Annotated in this window: 22 protein-coding genes; 5 read left to right on the forward strand and 17 right to left on the reverse strand. The window is 64.9% G+C overall.

Translation table 11 applies throughout. The features are described 5' to 3' along the window. The first annotated feature begins 5 nt into the window (after nt 1–5). From sucD to J8I87_RS01955, 3 genes are read left to right on the forward strand one after another with little or no spacing between them, the layout of a single operon-like run. Nucleotides 6–911 carry a succinate--CoA ligase subunit alpha gene (gene sucD / locus J8I87_RS01945; protein WP_209929767.1) on the forward strand — a complete coding sequence of 302 codons (906 nt, stop codon included), beginning with the start codon at nt 6–8 and terminating at the stop codon, nt 909–911. Beyond that, nucleotides 889–3,801 (forward strand): phosphoenolpyruvate carboxylase, encoded by a 2,913-nt coding sequence (locus J8I87_RS01950; RefSeq protein ID WP_209929768.1) that lies wholly within the window; start codon nt 889–891, stop codon nt 3,799–3,801. Before sucD ends, J8I87_RS01950 begins: the two co-directional genes overlap by 23 nt. Nucleotides 3,802–3,852: 51 nt before the next feature. Next, complete coding sequence (locus J8I87_RS01955) at nt 3,853–4,830, forward strand: CoA ester lyase (protein ID WP_209929769.1); 978 nt, start codon at nt 3,853–3,855, stop codon at nt 4,828–4,830. A gap of 79 nt (nt 4,831–4,909) precedes the next feature. Here J8I87_RS01955 and J8I87_RS01960 read toward each other — a convergent pair whose 3' ends face one another. The 15 genes from J8I87_RS01960 to J8I87_RS02030 form a co-directional block, all read right to left on the reverse strand. Continuing rightward, nucleotides 4,910–6,361 carry a pyridoxal-dependent decarboxylase gene (locus tag J8I87_RS01960; protein ID WP_209929770.1) on the reverse strand — a complete coding sequence of 484 codons (1,452 nt, stop codon included), beginning with the start codon at nt 6,359–6,361 and terminating at the stop codon, nt 4,910–4,912. A 25-nt stretch (nt 6,362–6,386) separates the two neighbouring features. Then, nucleotides 6,387–7,307, reverse strand: a complete 921-nt coding sequence (gene folD / locus J8I87_RS01965) for a bifunctional methylenetetrahydrofolate dehydrogenase/methenyltetrahydrofolate cyclohydrolase FolD (RefSeq protein WP_209929771.1) — start codon at nt 7,305–7,307, stop codon at nt 6,387–6,389. Further along, nucleotides 7,304–8,671, reverse strand: a complete 1,368-nt coding sequence (locus tag J8I87_RS01970) for an FMN-binding glutamate synthase family protein (protein WP_209929772.1) — start codon at nt 8,669–8,671, stop codon at nt 7,304–7,306. The genes folD and J8I87_RS01970 overlap by 4 nt, the downstream gene beginning before the upstream one ends. Nucleotides 8,672–8,686: 15 nt before the next feature. Beyond that, a complete protein-coding gene (locus J8I87_RS01975) occupies nt 8,687–9,385 on the reverse strand; it encodes a protein glxC (protein ID WP_209929773.1) in 699 nt (232 codons plus the stop codon). After that, the gene (locus tag J8I87_RS01980; RefSeq protein WP_209929774.1) at nt 9,373–10,281 is read right to left on the reverse strand and encodes an amidophosphoribosyltransferase; all 909 of its coding nucleotides are present in this window, start codon (nt 10,279–10,281) and stop codon (nt 9,373–9,375) included. Before J8I87_RS01980 ends, J8I87_RS01975 begins: the two co-directional genes overlap by 13 nt. Before the next feature lie 51 nt (nt 10,282–10,332). Then, complete coding sequence (gene glnT / locus J8I87_RS01985; RefSeq protein ID WP_209929775.1) at nt 10,333–11,661, reverse strand: type III glutamate--ammonia ligase; 1,329 nt, start codon at nt 11,659–11,661, stop codon at nt 10,333–10,335. Nucleotides 11,662–11,738: 77 nt separating this feature from the next. Then, nucleotides 11,739–12,413 carry a hypothetical protein gene (locus tag J8I87_RS01990; protein WP_209929776.1) on the reverse strand — a complete coding sequence of 225 codons (675 nt, stop codon included), beginning with the start codon at nt 12,411–12,413 and terminating at the stop codon, nt 11,739–11,741. After that, entirely contained in the window at nt 12,410–15,376 is a 2,967-nt protein-coding gene (locus tag J8I87_RS01995) for a glycine cleavage T C-terminal barrel domain-containing protein (RefSeq protein ID WP_209929777.1), read from the reverse strand. The genes J8I87_RS01990 and J8I87_RS01995 overlap by 4 nt, the downstream gene beginning before the upstream one ends. Further along, nucleotides 15,377–15,634: a sarcosine oxidase subunit delta gene (locus J8I87_RS02000; RefSeq protein WP_209929778.1), complete on the reverse strand. Its 258-nt coding sequence runs from the start codon at nt 15,632–15,634 to the stop codon at nt 15,377–15,379. Nucleotides 15,635–15,648: 14 nt separating this feature from the next. Further along, nucleotides 15,649–16,836 carry an FAD-dependent oxidoreductase gene (locus J8I87_RS02005; RefSeq protein WP_245253641.1) on the reverse strand — a complete coding sequence of 396 codons (1,188 nt, stop codon included), beginning with the start codon at nt 16,834–16,836 and terminating at the stop codon, nt 15,649–15,651. Between the two features lie 124 nt (nt 16,837–16,960). Continuing rightward, nucleotides 16,961–17,824, reverse strand: a complete 864-nt coding sequence (gene purU / locus J8I87_RS02010; RefSeq protein ID WP_245253642.1) for a formyltetrahydrofolate deformylase — start codon at nt 17,822–17,824, stop codon at nt 16,961–16,963. Nucleotides 17,825–18,189: 365 nt separating this feature from the next. Then, nucleotides 18,190–18,834, reverse strand: a complete 645-nt coding sequence (locus J8I87_RS02015; RefSeq protein WP_209929781.1) for an XRE family transcriptional regulator — start codon at nt 18,832–18,834, stop codon at nt 18,190–18,192. A 137-nt stretch (nt 18,835–18,971) separates the two neighbouring features. Beyond that, nucleotides 18,972–19,631 carry a two-component system response regulator NarL gene (narL, locus tag J8I87_RS02020; protein ID WP_209929782.1) on the reverse strand — a complete coding sequence of 220 codons (660 nt, stop codon included), beginning with the start codon at nt 19,629–19,631 and terminating at the stop codon, nt 18,972–18,974. A gap of 82 nt (nt 19,632–19,713) precedes the next feature. Then, nucleotides 19,714–19,959, reverse strand: coding sequence for a hypothetical protein (locus J8I87_RS02025; RefSeq protein ID WP_209929783.1), 246 nt, complete (start codon nt 19,957–19,959; stop codon nt 19,714–19,716). 56 nt (nt 19,960–20,015) lie between these two features. Then, nucleotides 20,016–20,444, reverse strand: coding sequence for a hypothetical protein (locus tag J8I87_RS02030; protein ID WP_209929784.1), 429 nt, complete (start codon nt 20,442–20,444; stop codon nt 20,016–20,018). 121 nt (nt 20,445–20,565) lie between these two features. Here J8I87_RS02030 and J8I87_RS02035 point away from each other — a divergent pair, with 121 nt between their 5' ends. Beyond that, nucleotides 20,566–20,808, forward strand: a complete 243-nt coding sequence (locus J8I87_RS02035; protein ID WP_209929785.1) for a hypothetical protein — start codon at nt 20,566–20,568, stop codon at nt 20,806–20,808. Between the two features lie 53 nt (nt 20,809–20,861). Further along, nucleotides 20,862–21,089 (forward strand): hypothetical protein, encoded by a 228-nt coding sequence (locus J8I87_RS02040; RefSeq protein WP_245253643.1) that lies wholly within the window; start codon nt 20,862–20,864, stop codon nt 21,087–21,089. A gap of 258 nt (nt 21,090–21,347) precedes the next feature. On the opposite strand, the gene J8I87_RS02045 is transcribed toward J8I87_RS02040, so the two are convergent. Together J8I87_RS02045 and J8I87_RS02050 are read right to left on the reverse strand one after the other, a co-directional pair. Beyond that, a complete protein-coding gene (locus tag J8I87_RS02045) occupies nt 21,348–21,962 on the reverse strand; it encodes an intradiol ring-cleavage dioxygenase (protein WP_209929786.1) in 615 nt (204 codons plus the stop codon). A 313-nt stretch (nt 21,963–22,275) separates the two neighbouring features. Beyond that, nucleotides 22,276–23,079 (reverse strand): alpha/beta fold hydrolase, encoded by an 804-nt coding sequence (locus tag J8I87_RS02050; RefSeq protein ID WP_209929787.1) that lies wholly within the window; start codon nt 23,077–23,079, stop codon nt 22,276–22,278. Between the last annotated feature and the right edge of the window lie 185 nt (nt 23,080–23,264).

Raw genomic sequence — 23,264 nt, forward strand, 5'->3', positions numbered from 1 at the left:
CGGACATGAGTATCCTGATCGACGAAACCACCCGCGTCATCGTGCAGGGCTTCACGGGCGACAAGGCCTCGTTCCACGCGAAAGAGATGATTGCCTACGGCACCAGCGTGGTCGGCGGCGTGACGCCCGGCAAGGGCGGCAAGCATCACCTCGATCGCCCCGTATTCGACACCGTGAAAGACGCCGTGTCCGCAACGGGCGCGACGGCGAGCCTCGTGTTCGTGCCGCCGCCCTATTGCGCCGATGCCATCATGGAAGCCGCCGACGCCGGGCTGAAACTCGTCTGCGTGATCACCGACGGCATCCCGGCGCAGGACATGATGCGCGTCAAACGCTATCTGCTGCGCTACCCGAAGGAAAGCCGCACGATGGTGGTCGGCCCGAACTGCGCGGGCATCATCAGCGCGGGACGCGCGATGCTCGGCATCATGCCGGGCCATATCTACCGGCGCGGCAATATCGGCATCGTGTCGCGCTCGGGCACGCTCGGCTATGAAGCCGCCGCGCAGCTGAACGCGCTCGGCCTCGGCGTCACGACGAGCGTCGGGATCGGCGGCGACCCCATCAACGGCAGCTCGTTCCTCGATCATCTGAAGCTGTTCGAGCAGGACCCCGAGACCGAGGCCGTCGTGATGATCGGCGAGATCGGCGGCCCGCAGGAAGCGGAAGCCGCGAAGTGGGTCAGCGAGCACATGACCAAGCCCGTCGTCGGCTATGTGGCCGGCCTGACTGCGCCGAAGGGGCGCCGCATGGGACATGCGGGCGCCATCATCTCGGCCGCGGGCGACAGCGCGGCGGAGAAAGCGCAAATCATGCAGTCCTACGGCCTCTCGGTTGCGCCCAGCGCGTCCGAGCTGGGTTCCACCGTTGCCTCCGTGCTCGAAGACAATGTCACGCGCCGCGTTGCCTGACTGGGGCTACGGCATCGACACACAGCCCGACCCGCCGCGCGTCGAGGCTGTGCGCCCCCTCCATGCGGGCAGGCACGCCGCCGTCGACGGGCTGCACAAGCTCGCGGCTGCGTCGGCGTCACTGCCCACGCTCAGCGCGGAACAATATGAACACGCCGTCATCGATCTGCTGTCGGAACTGTTGCGCGACATCGCGCGCGGCCGCCAGCCCGAAGTCGAACGCACGCTGCTCGGCGAGTCCGCGCACGAATCGATGAGCGAACTGATGCGCGAGCGGATGGACGACCGCACCGCCCGCGTCGTGCTGCGGCGCATGCTGCAAGCGCAAGGCATGTGGTTCCAGCTGCTCAGCATCGCCGAGCAGAGCACCGCGATGCGCCGGCGCCGCGAGATCGAGATCGAAGGCGGCTATGACCATCTGCCCGATTCGTTTGCGCGCGTGATTGCCGAAGTCGCTGAAGCGGGCGTTCCCGCCGCCGAAGTGCGCGACGCGCTGAGCCACATGAAAGTGCGCCCCGTGCTGACGGCTCACCCGACTGAGGCGAAGCGCGTCACCGTGCTCGAAAGCCACCGGCGCATCTACCGGCGTCTGATGGAGCTCGAATCGCCGCGCTGGACGCCTCGCGAACGCCATGCGCTGATCCTCGCGCTCAGGAACGATATCGAGCTGTTGTGGATGAGCGGCGAACTGCGGCTCGAAAAGCCCACGGTCGCGCAGGAAGTCGCGTGGGGCCTGCACTTCTTCGGCGAGACGCTGTTCGAGGCCGTGCCGCTCCTGATCGACAAGCTTGAGAGCGCGCTCGAACGCCACTATCCGGGCGAGCGCTTCGACATGCCGCGCTTTTTCCAGTTCGGTTCGTGGATAGGGGGAGACCGCGACGGCAATCCGTTCGTCGACGACAGCGTCACGCGTGCGACGTTGCACGAGAACCGGCTCGCGTGCCTGAAGCGCTACCGGCTGCGGCTCGTCGAACTGACGCAGATGCTGAGCATCACGTCCGAGGCGATGCCCGTGCCGGACGGTTTTCACGAAGCGCTCGCACGCGCGCTGATGGCGAGCGGCGACCCGACATCGATCGCGTCGCGCAACCCCGGCGAACTGTTCCGTCAGTACCTGACGTGCATGTTGCGCCGGCTCGATGCGACGCTCGCGAACGCGAGCCGTCCCGCCGACGGCGCGCCCGTTCAGGGCTGCTACACGAGCGCCGACGAACTGGCCGCCGACCTGCTGACCATCGAGCAGACGCTCTTCGCGACAGAAAGCGGGCAACTGGCGCGGATGCTCGTGCGGCCTTTGCGGCATGAAGTGGAGACATTCCGCTTCAGCACCGTGCAGCTCGATCTGCGTCAGAACACGACCGTCGTCGAGCAGGCACTGCGCGCGTTGTGGCGCGCGACGTGCGGCACGTCGGGCGAACCGCCCGCGAGCGACTCGCCGCAGTGGAAGGCGTGGCTGCTCAGCGAACTGGGCCAACCGTCCGACAGCGATGCGGAACGGGAGCGCCGTTTCCTGTCGCTGCCGCCCGACGAAGCGCAGACGCTGCAGATCTTCCGTACGGTGCGTGAGATGCGTCAGCAGGTGGATCGCAATGCGTTCGGCGCATTCATCCTGAGCATGACGCATCGCGCGAGCGACGTGCTCGGCGTCTATCTGCTTGCGAAGGAAGCCGGTCTCTTTTCCGACGCGGCCGGCACGGAAAGCTGCACGCTGCCCATCGTGCCGCTGCTCGAAACCATCGACGACCTGCGCCGCGCGCCCGACATCCTGCGCGAACTGCTGGCCGTGCCGATGGTCCGGCGCAGCATCCGCGCGCAGGGCGGCGTCCAGGAAATCATGATCGGCTATTCCGATTCGAACAAGGACGGCGGATTCTTCGCGAGCAACTGGGAGCTGTCGAAGGCGCAGACGAAGATCAAGCGGCTCGGCGACGAGCTCGGCGTCTCGATTGCGTTCTTTCACGGGCGCGGCGGTTCCGTGAGCCGGGGCGGCATTCCGGCGGGGCGCGCGATTGCCGCGCTGCCGGCGGGCTCCGTCAACGGACGTTTCCGCGTGACGGAGCAGGGTGAGGTGGTGTCGTTCAAATACGCGAATCGGGGCACCGCGCAGTATCACGTCGAGTTGCTCGCGTCGAGCGTGCTCGAACATACGCTGAAGTCGGAACGCGAGGACGCCTTGCTGCCCAAAGGCGAATTCGATGAGGCGATGGAAGCGCTCTCCGGTGCGTCGCGGGCCGCGTACGCGAAGTTCATCGAGCAGCCGGGCATGCTTGGGTATTTCCAGGCGGCGAGCCCGCTCGAAGAACTGTCGATGCTCAACATGGGCTCGCGCCCTGCCCGCCGCTTCGGCGCAAAGAGCCTGCAGGACCTGCGCGCGATTCCATGGGTGTTCGCGTGGACGCAGAACCGGCATGCGCTGACGGGCTGGTACGGCGTGGGCAGCGCGATCGAAGCCTTTCTCAGCGTGCGGCACGAGCGCGGACGCGATCTGTTGCGGCGAATGTTCGACGAATCGCGGCTGTTCCGGCTCGTCATCGATGAAGTCGAGAAGACGCTGGCTCAGGTGCACCTCGATATTGCACGCGAATACGCGAGCCTCGTTCCGGACGCGCAGACGCGCGACACGATCTTTGCGCAGATCGAGGCCGAATACCGGCTCACCGTGAAGATGGTGAAGACGATCACGGGCTCGAACGGGCTGGGCACGCGCTTTCCGAAGTTCAGCGCTCGCCTGCAACGCCGGCTGCCCGCGATCGACCTGATCAGCCGGCAGCAGATCGAACTGCTTCGCCTCTATCGTTCGGCGCAGACGGAACGGCAGCGGCGCGCATATCAGGTGCCGCTGCTGCTGTCCATCAACTGCATCGCTGCGGGCTTTGGCGCGACGGGCTGACCCTCCACCGCCGATACCCGTCATATCACAGACTGCCTATAGGAGAACCGTATGAGCTTTACTGTCATCGAGCAGGCCAAAGCACGGCTGCACCGTTCCGAGCTGGCCGTCCCCGGCTCGAATACCGCGATGTTCGAAAAGGCGGCGCGCTCGGCCGCGGACATCATCTTCCTCGACTGCGAAGACGCCGTCGCACCGGACGACAAGGAACAGGCGCGCAAGAACATCGTCGAGGGCCTCAACGAGATCGATTGGGGAACCAAAACGATGATGGTCCGCATCAACGGACTCGATACGCACTACATGTATCGCGATGTCGTCGATATCGTCGAGGCCTGTCCGCGACTCGACATGATCCTGATTCCGAAGGTCGGCGTGGCCGCGGACGTGTACGCCGTCGACATGCTCGTCACGCAGATCGAGGCCGCGCGCCGGCGCACGAAGCGGATCGGCTTCGAGGTGCTGATCGAGACGGCGCTGGGGATGGCTAACGTCGAGGCCATCGCGCAATCGAGCCGTCGTCTGGAGGCGATGTCGTTCGGCGTCGCGGACTATGCGGCGTCGACGCGCGCGCGCACGACCGTGATCGGCGGCGTGAACCGCGACTACGGCGTGCTCACCGACCGGAACGAGCGCGGCGAGCGCGACTACTTCTGGGGCGATCAATGGCATGCCGCGCAAACACGGATGATGGTCGCCTGCCGCGCGTATGGGCTGCGTCCCATCGACGGTCCGTTCGGCGATTTCAGCGATCCCGATGGCTATGATGCCGCCGCGCGCCGTGCAGCCGTGCTGGGCTACGAGGGCAAGTGGGCGATTCATCCGTCGCAGATCGAACTTGCGAACCGCGTGTTCACGCCCGCCGACGCCGAAGTGAACAAGGCGCGCCGCATCATGGACGCGATGGCGCAGGCGGCGAAGGAAGGCAAAGGCGCGGTGTCGCTGGATGGGCGGCTGATCGACGCCGCGAGCATACGCATGGCCGAGGCGTTGCTTGCGACGGCGGATGCGATCGGCAGCAGCAAGTGAAGCAGTAAGTGATAGAGAAACGGGCGGCCCGCGGGCCGCCCGTCACAAACAGCGCATAAACAGCGCGTCAGTCCTGCGATCAACCAAACGCCAGCGCCATCGCCTCACGCTCCTGATTCAGATAATCGCCATGCACCTGATCCCAGGCGGTCAAAATCGCATCGGCGGCGCGATCCGCGTCGTGCTCCGTCGTCGCCCACGAGATCACCGACAAACGCATCACCGCACGTCCTTGCCAGCGCGCCGCGCGCACATCGCAGATGCCTTGCGCACGAATGCGTTCGACCGTGCGCAGCGTCAGGTCATCGGCGAGCGCGTCGTCGTAGGCCGAGCCGAAGCGCACGATCACCTGATTCAGCTCGACCTCGTTGAGCAGCGCGACGCCGGGTCCCAACGCAAGCCGGCGCGCCATCCGGCACGCCAGCGCGCAATGGCGCTCGACCATCGCCGCAATCCCCTGACGGCCGAGCGAGCGCACGAGCGCCCACAGCGCAAAGCCGCGCGCGCGCCGCGAAAGCTCCGGCGTGTAGTGGGCAGGGTCGCGCACATCGTCGTCGACCTGCGGCAGATAGCTCGCGCGGATCGACATCGCGCGGCGGTGCGCGCCGGCGTCGCGCACGAAAGCGCAACCCGTCTCGTAAGGCGCCTGCAGCCACTTGTGCGCATCGGCGGCCCATGAATCGGCGTCTTCGAGGCCCGCCGCCAGATGCCTGCGCTGCCCACTTGCTCTCGCCCACAGCCCGAACGCCGCATCGACATGCACCCATCCGTCGTGCTCGTGCGCGCATGCCGCGATGTCGCCGACGGCATCGAACGCGCCCGTCATCATGTGCCCCGCCTGGGCGATCACGATGAGCGGCCCCGCATGCCCGGCTAGCGCCTCGCGCAATGCGCACACCTGCATGCGGCCCGACTCGTCGGCGGCGACCCGGATCACGCGCCGCTCGCCGATGCCCAGATAACGCAGCGCGGCCAGCACGCTGACATGCACGCCCTCGCCGACATACACGGAGACGGGCGGCGAGCCGCACAGCCCGTCGGCCTCCACGTCCCAGCCCACGCGCCGCAGCACGGCATCGCGTGCGGCCGCGAGGCAGACGAAATTGCTCATGGTGGCGCCCGTCGTGAAGCCGACGGAACATTCGCGAGGAAGATCGAGCAGATCGACGAGCCACGCCGCCACCACCTGTTCCGCGACGGCGGCCGCGGGCGCGCCGTGCCAGGTCGCCGCATTTTGCCCCCAGATGCTCGTGAGCCAGTCGGCCGCCACGCCCGCGGGATGCGAGCCGCCCGCGACCCAGCCGAAAAAGCGCGGCCCCGCCGTGCCGAGCAGGCCCGGCCCGGCGATTTCCGCGAGCCTGGTGATCACGGCGTCGGCGGGTTCGCCTTGTTCCGGCGTCGGGCCACCGAATGCCGCGCTCAGGTCGTCGAAGCTCGCCGCGGGACCTGCCGGGCGCGACGCGCGCGAGTCATGGAATGCCAGCGCGAGCCTCGCGGCGGTTTCGAGTGCGTTGCGTGCAGTGTCAGTCATGCGAAGCTCCCTGCCATCGTAAGCGCTATGGTCCATCCCTCCCCGCCTGGCCCGCTGGCACCTGCCAGAAGGGTTGAGGCGGGTGAAACGCTTCGCCGCGCGCGAACCGTTCGGCCGAGCGCAGCGTGTTCTCGATCAGCATCGTGACCGTCATCGGTCCGACACCGCCCGGCACGGGCGTGATCCATGAAGCCCGCTCGCGCACCGGCTCGAAATCGACGTCGCCGACGATGCGTCCGTCCGGCATGCGATTGATCCCGACGTCGATCACGATCGCCCCTTGCTTGACCATCTCGGCCTTGATGAGGCCGGGCTTGCCTGCCGCGACGACGAGAATGTCGGCGTGTATCGTGTGCTGCGCGAGGTCGCGTGTCTTCACGTGACACACGGTAACGGTCGCTTCCTTCTGCAGCAGCATCAACGCCATCGGCTTGCCGACGATGTTGCTCGCGCCGACCACCACGACATTCTTGCCCGCCACGTCGATGCCCGTCGTCTCCAGCAGAAGCTGTACGCCATACGGCGTGCAAGGCGGAAAGATCGAATTGCCGGCCACCAGCGCGCCGACGTTGTACAGATGGAAACCGTCGACGTCCTTGTCGACGACGATGCTTTCCAGCACGCGCCGCACATTGATCTGCGCGGGCAACGGCAACTGCACCAGAATGCCGTGCGTACTGCGCTCGACGTTCAGCGCGGCGATGCGGTCGAGCAGTTCCGTCTCCCGGCAGTCCGCGTGGAAGCGGTGCATGAACGAGCGCACGCCGCAATCCTCGCACGCTTTCACCTTGTTCGCGACGTACAGCTCGGACGCGGGATTGTCGCCGACCAGCACCACGGCAAGCCCTGGCACGACGCCCCGCGCGGCGAGAGCGGCGACGCGCTCGCGAAAGCGCGCGCGCAAACGCCGCGCGAGGTGCCGACCGTCGATCAGTTGCGCTGTCATCGTGCGCCGTTCACGCCAGGAATCCAGTTGGTCCCGGCGAGGGGCACACGCGCCATCGCCGCCGCTTCGACCGTCAGCGCCACGAGGTCTTCGAGCTCCAGATGGTGCACGTTCTGCTTGCCGCATGCGCGCGCAATCGTCGTGAGTTCCATGTTAAGCGTCTTCAGATAGTTCTTTAGACGCTTCGCGCCGACGTCCGGCTTCAGGCGCTCCTGCAGCACCGGGTCCTGTGTCGTGATGCCGACGGGGCACTTGCCCGTGTGGCAATGATGACAGTAGCCGGGCGCGGTGCCGAGGTTCGCGTAGTCGTCGAGCGCGTTCACATGCTGGCCGTTCTCGATGTACGAGCCGCTATTGCAGCCGAGCGACACCAGCACGCCCTGGCCGATCGCCACGGCATCGGCGCCCATCGCGAGCGCCTTCGCAATGTCGGCGCCGCTGCGGATGCCGCCCGAGATGATCAGCTGCACCTGCCCCTTCATGTTGAGGTCTTCGAGCGCATCGACGGCCTGGCGCAGCGCGGCGAGCGTCGGAATGCCGACGTTCTCGATGAAGCAGGTCTGCGTTGCCGCCGTGCCACCCTGCATTCCATCGACGACGATCACGTCCGCGCCCGCATGCACCGCGAGCTTCACGTCGTTGAACGTGCGGGTCGCGCCGACCTTCACGTAGATGGGCGTCTGCCAGTCGGTCATCTCGCGCAATTCGAGAATCTTGATCTGCAGATCGTCGGGACCCGTCCAGTCGGGATGGCGCGACGCGGAGCGCTGGTCAATGCCTTCGGGCAGCGTGCGCATCTTCGCCACCCGCGGCGAGATCTTCTGGCCGAGCAGCATGCCGCCGCCGCCGGGCTTCGCGCCCTGTCCGATCACCACCTCGATCGCATCGGCCTTGCGCACGTCGTCGGGATTGAAGCCATAGCGCGACGGCAGGCACTGATAGACGAGCGTCTTCGACGAGCGCCGCTCTTCGGGCGTCATGCCGCCGTCGCCCGTCGTCGTCGAGGTGCCGAGTTCCGTTGCCGCGCGGCCGAGCGACTCCTTCACGTTCGCCGACAGCGCGCCGAAGCTCATGCCCGCGACGGTGATAGGAATGGCGAGCTCGATCGGCTTCTTCGCGAAGCGCGTGCCGAGCACGGTCTTGGTCACGCATTTTTCGCGGTATCCCTCCAGCGGATAGCGCGACAACGATGCGCCGAGAAACAGCAGGTCGTCGAAGTGCGGCACGCGCCGCTTCGCGCCGAGGCCACGGATCTCATACAGTCCGTGTGCCGCGGCGTTCTGGATATAGTCGATCGTCTTGCGGTCGAAGCCCCAGGACTCTTCAGTGGCGATGTGTTTCATGTGTACGGGCTTGATTTCCATGGCGGGGTCCCCGGTTCAATATTCCTGATTCGCGTCGGCATTCCAGTGATAAAGCGAGCGAGCCGACGCGACGCGCCTGAATTCCTTCGCATCGAACTCCGCGAACGCGGGCCCCGCTGCGCGCAACAGTTGCGCAACGGCTTCCACGTCCGCTGGCTGCATCGGCTCCTCACGCGCGTCGGCGCCGAGCGACTTGACCTTGCCGCGCACATAGATCACCGCCTCGTACAGCGAGTCGCCGAGCGCATCGCCCGCATCGCCGCAGATCACGATGCGGCCCGCCTGCGCCATGAAGGCCGAGAAGCTGCCGACCGATCCCTTCACGACGATGTCCGCGCCTTTGAGCGAGATGCCGCAGCGCAGGCCCGCATCGCCTTCGATGACGAGCAGCCCGCCGTGCGCCGAAGCACCCGCCGCGTTCGACGCAAAGCCCTTCACGTGCACGCGGCCGCTCATCATGTTCTCGGCCACGCCCGTACTGGCGCTGCCCGAGATCGTCACCTTCGCTTCCTTGTTCATCCCGGCGGCGTAATAGCCCGCATGGCCGTCGATCTCGACTTCAATGGGCAGATCGAGCCCGACCGCGATGTTGTGCGCGCCGTCCGGATTCGCAATCAGCACCCTGCGCGTGCCCGCTTTCGCAGCCTCGCGGTGCAGGAATCCGTTCACGTCCGTCACGGAAGCGGACGCCAGATCGAAGTTCATACTTTCCATACGTACATCTCCTCCGGTGCCGGTTCAAAAACGCGGGCATGCTTGATGTCGGGCAGATGCGCGAGCGAGCGGAACTCGGACGCGATCGCGACGAAATCGTCCGTCTCGGCCACCACGGCAGGCTTGCAGGCGAACGGATCGCGGATCAACGCGAGCTTGTCGGGCGTGCCCATCAGGAACGTGTAGAAGCCGTCGAGCTGCTCGAAGCCTTTTTGCAGCGCGGATTCGAGGTCGTCGCCTTCGCGCAGCCGGTATTCGAGGAAACGGCATGCGGCTTCCGTGTCGTTGTCGGTGTCGAAGCGGATGCCGTGCGGTTCGAGCATGCGCCGCACGCCATTCGGATTCGACAGCGAGCCGTTGTGCACGAGGCAGAAGTCTTCGCCCGCCGTGAACGGATGCGCGCGATCGGGCGTCACGGCGGATTCCGTCGCCATCCGCGTATGGCCGACCAGATGCGTGCCCGTCAGCCCGCTGAACGCGTAACGGTCCGCGACCTGGCCGGGCGTGCCCGTGTCCTTGTACAGATCGATCATGCGGCCCGTCGACAGCACATGCAGCCCCGGATGCGTTTCCCGGATCCAGTGCTTGACCGTCTCGGGATCGATGGCGACGCTCAGCACGGCGTGATTGTCCTTCGCGTGCACGGATGCTTTCGCGCCGAGATGCTCGTTCAGTTCATGCACGAGTCCCTGCCAGTTGAAATCCGCGCCCTCTTCCGTCAGGCCCGAGTAGAGGCTGATCTTGCGCACGCCGTTCGCGACGGGCTCCGTGAACACTGCAAGTCCCGCTGAATCCGGGCCGCGCTCAGTCATGCCCAACAGCATGGGCACCATCAATTCGCCGAGCCGCTCGCGCAACTCAGGCTTCTTGACGAGTAGTCCGACAATTCCACACATCGTTATCTCCTCGCGCTCAATTCAAGCGAAAAAGCTGTTCATGGTTCTCGATCAGAAAAATTCGAGGTAGGTCTTCTGTTCCCAGTCCGACACATGGCGCATGTACTCGATCCACTCCATGTGCTTCAGACGGAGAAACTCGGCGCCCGCCGGGCCCAGCGCCTCGAGCATCACTTCATCGCGCTCCAGCGCGTGCAACGCGGCCTGGAGGTTTTGCGGCAGGATGCTGATGCCGTTTTCCTTGAGGTCCTGCGAGGACATCTCATAGAGGTTGGCGTTGCACGGCTTGCCGGGTTCGAGGCGGTTCTCGACGCCGTCGAGCCCCGCCGCGATCACGGCGGCCGTCGCGAGGTAGGCGTTGCAGGCTGCGTCCGGCAGGCGCAGCTCGATCCGCCCGCCAGGAATGCGCACCATCGACGAGCGATTGTTGTCGCCATAGCTCACATAGGCGGGCGCCCATGTCGCGCCCGTCAGCGAACGCCCGACGACGAGGCGCTTGTACGAATTCACCGTCGGCGCGCAGATCGCCGTGAGCGCCGCGGCGTGCTTGAGAATGCCCGCCGTCCAGTGGTACGCGAGCTTCGACAGGCCGAGGCCGTTCTCGTCGTGATCGTCGGCGAACAGGTTCTTCTTGCCATCGGAAATCGACATGTGCATGTGCATGCCGTTGCCGGGACGGTTCGCGAAGGGCTTCGGCATGAACGAGCAGATGAGGCCCAGCTCGTTGGCGATCTCCGCGGCCGCCATCTTGAAGAAGACATAGTGATCGCAGGACTTCAGGCAATCGGTGTACGTGTAGTTGATCTCGAACTGGCCGTTCGCGTCTTCGTGGTCGATCTGATAGACGTCGATGCCCGCCTTGATCAGCGCATCCGTCAGCCGCTCCAGGAACTCGCGCGAACGCGACAGCCCCTTGTAGTCGTAGCACGGCTTGGGCAGCGCATCCGTGTGGTCGCACGGCACGATCGCGCCGTCGGGCCCTTTGCGCAGCAGCGAGAACTCCGGCTCGAGACCTGTGTTCAGAATCCAGCCGCGCTCTTCGAGACGGCGCACCTGCTTCTTCAGCGTCACGCGGCTTTCGAACGGCCACGGCTCGCGCTTCACATGCCCGTCGCAGACGATGCGCGCGTAGCCTGGCTGCCACGGCACCAGCTGCAGCGTGTTGATGTCGCCGACGGCCATGAAGTCGGGCCCCTGCGGATCGATACCGAGCCCCCACACGGCGAAGCCCGCGAAGCCGGCCCCCGCCGTGAGAATGCTGTCGAGGTGCGCGGCAGGCACGGACTTCGTCTTCGCGACTCCGTGAATGTCGACGAACTGCGCGAGGATGTATTTCACCTCGTTTGCTGCAAGAAACTTCCGGGCGTCTTCGGGGGTCATGTAAATGTCCTCAAACGTGATAAGTCCTGGGTTTCGGAGAACGCCGGCCCGCCTTCGCGCCCGCGTCGACTACTTGTCTACCGGGATGCCGGCGGGTCGATATCCGTGATCGCGGCGACACCTACCGGGCCGCCGCCCAGTTCGGCAGCGATGCCCGCAAGGGTTTCCCACAGATACAAACCGTACGTGCCATCGGCCCATACGCGGTAGTAAGGCCTGCCTGCCCGGGCGCCTGGCATGACGGTGACGGCGACACCCGCCATCGAAATCAGCACGACTGGCCGGGCCGCCAGGTCGAGCGCGCCAAAATTGACATTGCAGGTTTGCAGCAGCAGCTCGTGCACGGCTTCGCCGCACAGCACGAGCGCGACGTCCTGATGCAACACGGGATACACATGCACGGGCGGTTCGAGATGCGCCATCCGTGCCGAGCTGCCTTGCGTGAGACCGTCTTCGATCAGGTACTCGGAGACGCCCAGTCTCAATACGATTCCGCCGCCGGCAAGGGGCGCCCAGCTATTGGGCTGCGGCGGCACGGGAAGGTCCTGCGCCTGCAGCCATGCGGCGACGCCCTTGCCCTTGAAGCCGGTGCGGGCGAGATACGACACATCGGCGATGCCGAGCGTCGCAGCGCGCGTGCCGTCGGCGGCATCGACGCGATCCTCGACGCGCATGTTGTCCCGCACGCTCCATTGCAGGCTGGCCGTCTTCCATGCGTCGTGCACCGGGCTCATTCGAAGTGGCGCGTTCATGCTGTCTCCTTCCTCGGCGCAGCCGGCTTTGTCGTTACGGCGTCTTTCTGACGCTCGCTCTCAGGGTCATAGAACGGTGTCGGCACAACGGTCGCGCGCACCATCCGGCCATCGCTCAAACGGAAACTGATGGGCGTGCCGGGCTTGGCCTGGTCCCGCCGTACGAACGCAAGACCGATCGTCTTTTGCAGCGTCGCGCTCCACGCGACGCTCGTCACGCGTCCCGCGATCTCGCCGCCTTCGATCACGAGATGGCACTCGCGCAGGCCCGTATCGCGCGCGCCCGCATCGAGCGCGAAGCCGACGAGACACTGTTTTGCAGGCAGCCGGTCGATGATCTGCAGGCTGCGCTTGCCGACGAAGAACGGCTTGTCCATCTTCACGGCCCATTCCATGCCGGCGTCGCGCGGAGTCGTCAGACCGTCCGTGTCCTGGCTCACGATCACGTGTCCTTTTTCGAGCCGCAGCAGACGCTGCGCTTCGACGCCGAACGCACGGATGCCGTGTTCCTTGCCCGCTTCCTGCAATGCGCGCCAGAGCGCCGCGCCGTACTCGGCGGGAATGTGGATCTCGTAGCCCCATTCGCCGACGAAGCCCACGCGCATCAGGCGCGCCGCCACACGGTTCAGGCCGAGGGCGACACCCGTCACGCGCACGCCGAGATACGGAAAGGCCGTCGACGACAGATCGAGATCGACCAGCTTGCCGAGCACGGCTCGCGACGCCGGACCCGCGAGGTTCACCGCCGCGAATGCGCCCGTCACGTTGACGATGCCGCAATCGAGCTGCCAGATCGTATTGAGGCGCGACAGCTCGCGATAGATGGTGGCCGCGCCCGAAGTCGTGGTCGTGAAGTAGAAATGGTCGTCGGCGAGGCGCGCGATCACGCCGTCGTCGATCACGACCCCGGATTCGTCGCACATCACCGCATAGCGGGTCATGCCGGGCTTCAGTCCCGCGTACTTCGACACGTACACGCGTTCGAGGAACTCGGCGGCCTGCGGCCCGCGCACTTCGATCTTGCCGAGCGTGCCGACATCGATGATGCCCACGCCGTTGCGCACGGCGAGCGCCTCTTCCTCGATGCACGTCGCGCGGTCCTTGCCGGCGAGCGCGTAGTACTCCGGCCGCTGCCAGACGCCGGCTGCCATCCATACGGCGTTGAGCAACTGGTGCTGCGCATAAAGGGGCGTGCGCCGCTCCGGATTGAAGCCCCGCCCGGCGAGATGCGACATCGGCACGGGATGGAAGAACGGCCGTGCCGTCGTCGTGCCGACTTCCTGTGGCTCCTTGCCTGTGAGCCGCGCGAGGATGCGCAAGCCGTTCATGTTCGAATGCTTGCCCTGGCTCGGCCCCATGCCGTTGGTGGAGAAGCGCTTCAACAGTTCGATGTTGTCGAAGCCCTCCTGCACGGCGTTTTCGAAGTCCTTCAATTGCAGGTCTTCGTCGAAATCGACGAAGTTCTTGCCGGATGTATGACCCACGATCGGCCACGGATGCGACGGCGACTCGCCTTCCACGAGACGCGGCTGCATCGCGGCACTCGCCTTGACGTCGCCGAAACCGCAATGCGCCGCCGCCTGCGTGCCCGCGCGCGTGCCGTCGCGCAGCTTGCTGGCGAACGTGTACACGCCGTTCACGCGTCCGCATGCGAAGACACCGGGCGGCAGTTGCTCAGGCACGAACTGCTCGACGGCGTGATCGAAGTGCATCTTCGTGCCGGCCTGGTACAGCAGATTCGCAGCGGGCGACCAGCCGACGCTCATCAGCAGCGTGTCGCATTCGATCAGACGCGTGGTCGCCGTCGAGTAGCGCAAGCCCCTTTCCGTCGAGAACGCGCCGACGCGCACGCCCGTCAGCCGTCCGCCTGAATTGTCGGCAACGGCTTCGACGACGCAGCTCGACATCAGCACGTCGACGCCCTTCGCCCTCAGCTCGCGTTCGAGGTCCTCGCTGGCATGCGATGCGCGCAGGTCCACCACGGCAACCACTTCGATGCCCCGCGCGAACATGTCCAGCGCCGCGCGGTAGCCGTCGGCGTTCGCCGCCAGCACGACGGCCCGCTTGCCGGGCGCGACGGCATAACGATAGGCGAGCCGCTGCGCCGCCGAAGCGAGCATCACGCCGGGCACGTCGTTGTTGCGGAACACGGCGGGCTGCTCGAACGCGCCGCTCGCGACGATCACCGCCTTCGCGCGCATCTTCGTGATACGCGTCCCATCCACGAGCGGCACCCAGAGGTCCGCGTAGTACGCTGCCGCGAGCGTGCCCGTCATCACGCGAATGCGCGGATGCCCGAGCACGGACGTCTCCAGCGCGCGAATCGTGTCGAAGCGCCGCTCGTCGCCGCCAAGCTGATAACCGCCGCTGCCGCCGATGCGTGCGTTCTCGTCGACGATGACGACATCCGCGCCCTCCTCCGCCGCCGCCAGCGCCGCCGACAAACCCGATGGCCCGGCGCCGATCACCAGCACGTCGCAGAAGCCATAGCGCTTCGGCGTGCGCACATGCGGCGCATTGAAGTCGACGGTGCCGAGGCCCGTCATCGCGCGGAACATGCGTTCCCAGCGCGGGAACCAGCGCTTGCTATAGAAGGCCTTGTAGTAGAAGCCGACGGGCAGGAACGCGGCGAGCTTGCCGACGATCCGCGCGCGATCCCCTTCCACGCCGCCGAACGTGTTGACGGAATGCCAGTTGCCGCCCGGCGTCAGCGCCGTCACATCGGCGCGCACGTTGAGCCGCGCGCCGTCCTGGACCATCACGTTGACATCGTGGTTGGCGAGCGAGAGCACGCCGCGCGGACGGTGATACTTGAAGCTGCGGCCAAGCACGCGCACGCCCGCAGCCCACAGTGCGCTCGTGATCGTGTCGCCGGCGACGCCGCTGTATTGCTTGCCTTCGTACGAGAAATCGACGCGCGTATTGCGCTCGATCCATTCGCCGCGGTGAGGAGTCAGACGCATTCAGGCCTCCTCGCCGGCAAGCCACGTGCGCAGCACGAGATCTTTTGCGGTGTCACGCTCGGCAATGAACCACGTATTGCTCGGCGTGTGGCACCACCATTCCTGCTTCACGCCCGGCGCGCCGTTGCGGCAGAACACATAGTCGGCCCATTGCGCGTCGCTCGCCGTCGCCGGGTCGGGTATCGGGCGAATCTCGCCCCAGTATGCGAACTCCGACACCGGGCGCGCGCCATTCACCGGACAGGTCATGATCTTCATCGTCATTCTCCAGGTCAGTGGCCAACGGATGCCGCGCCCTTCTCGCCCGTCAGCGAGAAGCGGCGGAAGCGGTCGAGCGAGAAGCCCTCGATCAGCGGATGGGTGGCGTCGTTGGCAACCGTGTGGGACATCGTCTTGCCGCACACGGGCGTGGCCTTGAAGCCCCAGGTGCCCCAACCCGCGTCCAGATAGAAACCTTCGACGGGTGTCTTGCCCATGATCGGCGCGAAGTCGGGCGTCATGTCGGCCATCCCGGCCCATTGACGCATCACCTTCGCTTGCGACAGAAACGGGAACATCTCGAGCATGTGCGCGGTGAGCCCTTCGACGAAATCGAGCGTCGAGCGGGTCGAGTGCAGTTCGTAAGGATCGAGCGAAGCGCCCATCACGAGTTCGCCCCGCGCGGACTGGCTGATATAGACGTGCAGGCTGCCCGACACGAGGATGGGATCGAGCCAGGGCTTGAGCGGCTCGCTCACCATCGCCTGAAGCGGATGGATGAAGATGGGCGTGCGAATGCCGACCATGTCCGTCACGCGGGGCGTCGAGCCCGCCACCGCGCACAGCACCTTGTTGGTCGAGATATAGCCGCGCGAGGTCTTCACGCCCTTGACCTTGCCGCCGACCACATCGATGCCGAGCACTTCCGTCTGCTGATGGATCTCGACGCCGCGCTGGTCCGCGCCGCGCCCGTAACCCCACGCGACGGCATCGTGCCGCGCGACGGCGCCCGGCGCGTGATACAGCGCGCCCATGATGGGCGCGACGCCGCCGCACGAGATGTCGATCATCGGCGCCGCTTTCTTCACCTCGTTCGGACCGACGACCTCGGAGTCCACCCCGTAGTGCTTGTTGACCTCGGCGCGCCAGCGCATCGTGCGCATCGCCGAATCGGTGTGCGCGAGCGTGTAGTGGCCGCGCGTCGAATAGAACAGGTTGAGATCGAAGTCCTGCGACAGGTCCTGCCACAGCTTCACCGACTCGTCATAGAACTGCACGCCTTCAGGCGTCAGATAGTTCGAGCGGATGATGGTGGTGTTACGCCCGGTATTACCTCCTCCGATATACCCCTTCTCCAGCACGGCCACATTCGTGATGCCATGCTCCTTCGCGAGATAGTAGGCGGACGCGAGACCGTGACCTCCCGCGCCGATGATCACAACGTCATATGAACGACGCAAAGTGTCGTGTCTCGTGAACATCCTCGGTTCCGGATGTTTCTTCGAGAGAGCGAAGCGGACGAGACGCCATGGCATAAAACGCTCCTTTGTGCCGCCCCGCTGGAGGCGGCTCTACGACCTGTACGATGGAAGACGGGCCGCGCTGCTAACGCAGCACGATGGTCTTGTTGCCGTGGATCAGCACACGATCCTCGAGGTGATAACGCAAGCCTCGCGCCAATACGGCTTTCTCGATGTCCCGGCCAAGACGCACGAGGTCATCGGGCCGGTCCGAGTGACGCACGCGTATCACGTCCTGTTCGATGATCGGCCCCTGGTCGAGCTCTTCCGTCACGTAGTGGCAGGTGGCGCCCGTCAGCTTGACGCCGCGCCCATAAGCCTGGTGATAGGGCTTCGCGCCGACGAAGCTCGGCAGGAACGAGTGGTGGATGTTGATGATTCGCCCCGGATACGCCGCGCACAGCTTCGGGGACAGCACCTGCATGTAGCGCGCGAGCACCATCGTGTCGGCGCGCGCATCCTCGAACAGGCGCTGCACCTCGTCATAGGCTTGCGCCTTGTTGTCGGGCGTGACGGGCACGTGATGAAACGGAATGCCGTGCCATTCGACGAAGCTGCGCCACGTGTCGTGATTCGAGATCACGCAGGGAATCTCGATGTCCAGTTCGCCCGCCTTCCAGCGCGCGAGCAGATCGTAGAGACAGTGCTCCAGCTTCGACACGAGAATCACGACCCGCTTCTTGATCTGGTTGTCCGAGACCTTCCAGTCCATCGCGAACTCTTTCGCGATGTGGGCAAAGCGCTCGCGAAACCCGCCGATGCCAAAGGGCAGCGAGTCCGCCGCGATCTCATGGCGCATAAAGAAGCGCTTCTCGATTTCGTCCGCGTGATGGGTGGCCTCGATGATCCACCCGCGATGCTCGGCAAGGAACGTGCTTACAGCAGACACGATCCCAATGCGATCGGGACAGGAAAGGGTAAGCGTGAAACGATGCGTAATGGAGGACATGGTGTGTGCGTCGATTCGAAGAGGAATCATTGAGCACAACAGTAGTCAGTCGAAATTCGCATGTCAACGACAATCAACTTTTTTTCCTGTCAGGAAACACCCGTACTTCCTTGCTACCCACGCGGGAGTATTGCGACGCGCGTATCACCCGCGGGTTACGCGCACGCCCGCGCACGCCCACGCGTGCCCGGACCGCGGCAGCGTTCCGAACAGATGACAGCCGGAAAGAGACAATGGACGAGCGCCAGCCGTCCGTTCTTACGGGACGATGGCGAGGCGGTCGAAGGCGGGTTTAGGCGGCTGTAAAGGGCGCAGCCGGCGCGCGGAGGATGCACGGCCCGTCAGCCAGACGGGGCGCGCATCGTTCAGGTGTCCAGTTCCGGCGACTGGCCGTACATGATCACCGTGATGAACCGGATGGGAAGCTTGATCAGACGCTCGGGGCCATGCGCGACCGAGCCGCGAAAGGTCAGCGCGTCGCCGGGTTGCAGCAGATAGCTGCGGTTGCCATGGCGATATTCCATCTTGCCTTGCAGCATGTAGATGAACTCGGTGCCGGGATGCTCGAAGGTCGGAAACACCTCGGCCTCGTCGTCCATCGTGATGAGGAACGGCTCGAACAGCTTGACGGGGCCCTGATCGTAGGCAAGCAGATGGTAGGTATGCCCCTTGGTGGTCCCCCGGCGTACCACCTCCATGCCCTTGCCCGCCTTCACATGCTGTGCGTTGCCCTCACGATGCTCGAAGTTCTTGAACAGCGCCGAGATCGAAATGCCCAGTGCCCGCGCAATGCTCACGATCGAGTCGAGGCTGGTCGACACCTGCCCGTTCTCGATCTTCGATACCATGCTTCGCGACAGGCCGCTTTGCTCCGCCAGGTCGGCGATCGTCAGCCCCTGGTTGGTGCGATGCTCCTTGACGACCTTGCCCAGGAATGACTCAATCGACCTCCCGTCGCCCGAGTCTTCAAGTTGACTGGTGGGCGGATCGGCATTTATCTCGCTCTTCATCGCTCGGCTCTACACGTGACTATCGGCAATTCGGTTATGCGGCGCGACCCTTCATGGGTGTCCGCAGTGCGAATAGTACCAGTGCGTGGCGGCCGTGAGGACTCGCCCGTTCAATGAATGCAGTCAACGAAGCGATCTCATGGGCGCGGCGGATTGCGGCGTGCGTGGTGCTCGTGATGCCACACGACGGCCTCAACCCTCGAATGCAGATCGAGCTTGTGCAGCAGATGCTTGACGTGCACCTTTACAGTACCGACGCTGATATCGAGCTTGCGTGCAATTTCCTTGTTGCACAGCCCTTCGACGAGATAGTCGAGCACCTCCTGCTCACGCGCGGAGAGGCCTGATTCGCTGGCAGGCAGAGGTTGCCCGGCGGACAGCGCATGAAACAGCTTGCCCGTGATCGACTCGCTGAGCACAGCCGTTCCTTGCAGCGCCTTCTGCAAGTTCACGCAGAGCTCTTCCGGCTCCATGTCCTTGAGCAGATAGCCGCTCGCGCCGGCGCGCAACGCAGCCACGACATCGCGCTCGTTGTCCGAGACCGTCAACATCAGAAAGCGTGCATCGACGCCGTGCTCCCTCATCATCTGGAGCGTTTCGATTCCGCTCATTTCCGGCATGTTCAGGTCGATCAGGATCACGTCCGGCTTGAGCCGAACCGCGAGGTCGACGCCCACTCGCCCCGACGACGCTTCGCCGACCACGCGAAACGCGGGGTTCATTCCGATCAGCTGCGCGACGCCCTTGCGGAACAGCGCATGATCGTCGATCAGCAGTACCGTATTGACTGGCTCCACGTCCTATTCCTCATACCTGAATTACCCTGAAGCGGGCAGCCGACGGTTTCATCATAGGCCACGCGCGGCGAGACTGCGCGCGTCACGCGGCTTTCGGACAGGCCATCGCGGGACGCTCGCGGCGAGGCGGAAACACGCGCCAGGAGCCATCGTCATGCCGGAAGAACATGATGGCCACCGAGCACGCAGGCCGCGCCACCTCGACACAGACATAACGGCGGTTGCTATCTCGCGTGCGGCTGAACTGCGTCACCCGAAGGGGCGTTGCCGGAGTCGGCGACAGCCATTTCTCGACCAGTTCGCGCAAAGACTGCTGATGGACGTTCATGATCTTCACTCCAGTCACCCGTTCATGATTTGCGTTTCCTGCCTGTGTCAAAGCGATCAGGCCGCCGCCTTGACCCGCTGCGCCGACAGACCAAACTGGCGGGCGATCGACTGAAGCCGCTCGTGCCATTCCCATTTGCCGAAAACGTCGTGCACGTTCTGCAGACAGCTGAGCAACTCGATCGTGACGGGATCGTAGACATTGATATGCGCCCGAAGCAGTGCCTTTCTGAGTGCAGCGATGCCGACGTCCATGTACGCCGGTATCGTGTCCGACGATCGTTTGCCGATGTAGCGGACGGGGACGCCTTCCATCGCGGTCATGTAGTCGCGTGGCTTGATGAAACTGCCAACGGGACAGCCCCCGCAATAACCGCGATACGCGCCCCCTCCTTGCGGCAACAGCGCAGCGCGGCCCTGGCCGAGAAGATGTCCGACAGCGTGATCGAAGATCTGCTGATGGGTCAGGAAATTTGTGCATTCCATGATGTTGCTCCGCTGCCAGGCATTGACGATTCGTGACGATTCATGACTCTAGTATGGCGAGTCAACTGCGCGTTGCAATCGTCCAGAGGGGGCTCCCTCTTTGGGGGTAGGGGAGGCAATCATGGCGATCGAAACCGCTTCGGGTGGACTGAAATCGTCACGAATCCGAGGTTGCGCGAGGAGAATCACGTTGACGGCGCAGCGCGTGACGGCGTTGGTCGAACAGGCGCATCCAGGCGTTACTCACTACCCATCGGGTGGTAGTCCCGACGGGGAATTGCCGCATTTCTGGCCGATGCCGATACTGCCAGTCGACGGCATTCTTATTGCCGCGTGGCGGCGATCACAGCAGCGTTCCAAATGAAACGATCTGACACGAGAAGCCTGGTGGAGGATGTTGCGAAGCACTGCGACGCAATGGCGGCGCTGACCTTATACGACCACAGCATCGAATGCGGGCATCGGAGGATCGCGCTGCTTCGGTACATGGATGCCAAAGACCTCGCGGCGCCGCTGACGAGACGGCATCACGCGTATGCACAAACCGTTGCCGATTCGCTGAGCGTCGATGAAATGGCATCCATTGCAAGACAGGCCATTGAACGCAGCCGTCAGCGGCGATCCGCAGCGACAAAACATGACTGATATCCGCGCGCCCAGGCCGTCGGAAGACACGCCAGGTCAGATCAAGTGCGAAGCGCTCGCGGCTTGACGGGAAACCAAGGGTCATCGTCATCTGCCGTTGGAGATGGGCTGTCTCCGCAGCGGTCGGTCAGGGTGGCGATGTTTTCAGCCTCGACTTGTTCGGCTAGTCGAGGCTTTTTTTTTTTGCCGCCCTGTCATGAATCACGCTGTCGCCCGACACTCGACACTCGACACTGCATAGCTTCACGACGACTCGCGCTACGCGAGCGCGACGACGAAATCGAACCGGGCCGCCTTTTGCTCGCCGGCGTCGTGGATCGTCATCAGCAACCGGCGATCGAACAGGGAATCGCGCGCATTGCGCTGCTCGGCGGGAAAGTACAGTTGGGTAGTGAGGATCGGCCCATTGGGCGGCTGCACCTTCACGTGGAAGTGTCGTGTGCGTCCGGGATACAGCCCCGGCACGATGGTCTCGAGGCGATAGCGGCCGTCACTGTCGGCGAATTGATGTCCGCGAAGCCGGAACCCGTCGACGTCGTATTCGCCAGCGTCATCGGCGTGCCAGAAATCGAGCAATGCCCCTGACACGGCCGTGCATCGCGTCGACCACACCTGTCCCGTCAGAATCATCTTCGTTCCATTGATGCCCGGTTCAAGCAGCGATGCGCGTTGCGGCGAATGCGGCAGGAAGAACGGCCCCGCCGTCTGATGCCGGGTCGGTTCGTGTTCGTCTGTGCAGGCGGGCGTAGCTGGAAGTGCGCCGGCTTGCGCAGCGTCCGCCTCTCCAAGGCTCAATAGCAGCAACGTGGACGGCACCACACCCGATCTGCGAAGAAAGTCGCGCCGTCCCTGGTTCACGTTTCGTGTGCTCATCGTGGGCGTTCCTCGATTTCCACTTGCTGGCTCCGATATCCGCGACGGCGCCCGCATGGCAGGTGGTTGGCTCGCGCCAAGTGGGCGTTGGCGCGGCAGGGCGCACGGCCCGCCGGGCCGATGCCAACCATGGTAAGCCCAAACTACAGCCGTGTTGTCGCCCGCCACCAGCAGTCGCAGCGCGTTCGAACAACGCGCAACGCGCGCGAGCCAGTGCGGTTCATTGGCGGGCGCGTCCCGTCGGCCCACGGTTTTCCCTGCTAAAGCGCCGGACCGCCTGAGGCGGTTGCCCGATGGTCCGCAGGGCAGCGCGTCAGGCCGCGCGCCCGTCCCACTCGCTGATATGCCGCGCGATCGCCGCATTGACGGTCTGCGCATGCGTAAGCGGCCCCATGTGCCCCGCTTCGGGCACGACGATCAGCTTCGCGTCCGGCATCAGCGAGGGCAAGGTCTCCGCGATCAGGCGCGTCGGAGCGGGAGCGTGCTCGCCACGCAGCACGAGCGTCGGGATACGCAGTCCCGCGTAGGCGCTCGCAGGTGTCGGCTCGTGAATCAGCGCGCGAAAATCGAGCGGCGCCTTGGGCACCCAGCGCGTGAGCATCGCCTGCACGGAAGGGCGCAGCGCTGACCATGCGCCATGCCCGCCCCAATAGTCGACGAACGAGCGGGCCGCGCCGCGCAAATCTCCCGCGACGACGCCTTCCGCCGTACGCGCCGCGATGCCCAGAATCTCCGCGAATTCGTGCGCGCCGCGGGAGCCCATCCGTTTGAGCAAATGGAATGCGGAAGGCTCGTACAGCGTGATGCTCGCCACACCATGCGGCCGTTCGAGCGCGGCGCGCAACGCGACCCCGCCCCCATACGAATGGCCGACGAGATGCACCCTGTTGCGCTGCCGGTCGATTATTTCAACGGTGCGCGCCGCTTCGTCCGCGAGCGTAAAAGCGCGCTCGCCGCTCCACGGTCCGACGCTGTCGCAGCCGTAATGCTCGGGCGCAATCAGCGCGTAGCGCCCATCGAGCAGTTCGCCGAGCGCACGCCATTGATTCGCGCCGGAACCTGAGCAATGCAAGGCGATGATGGATGTGCGCTCATTGTTCGAAGAAAAGCTCGACATGTGGGAATTCCATTTCGTTTGGCAGGTGGACCGTGGATGTGCATCAAGCGACGCGTTCGATTGCGCGCCGGCCGATCCGCGGGTATTGACCACCTATGCATCTGCCGCGCCAGTTTCGCGGATGTCTTGCGCCGTGGGGCTTTCGGCGAAATCACCCGCCACCGGTGCATGCGAAGTGTCGGGTA

This window comes from Paraburkholderia sp. LEh10 (genome assembly GCF_017814945.1).
Taxonomy (GTDB): domain Bacteria; phylum Pseudomonadota; class Gammaproteobacteria; order Burkholderiales; family Burkholderiaceae; genus Paraburkholderia.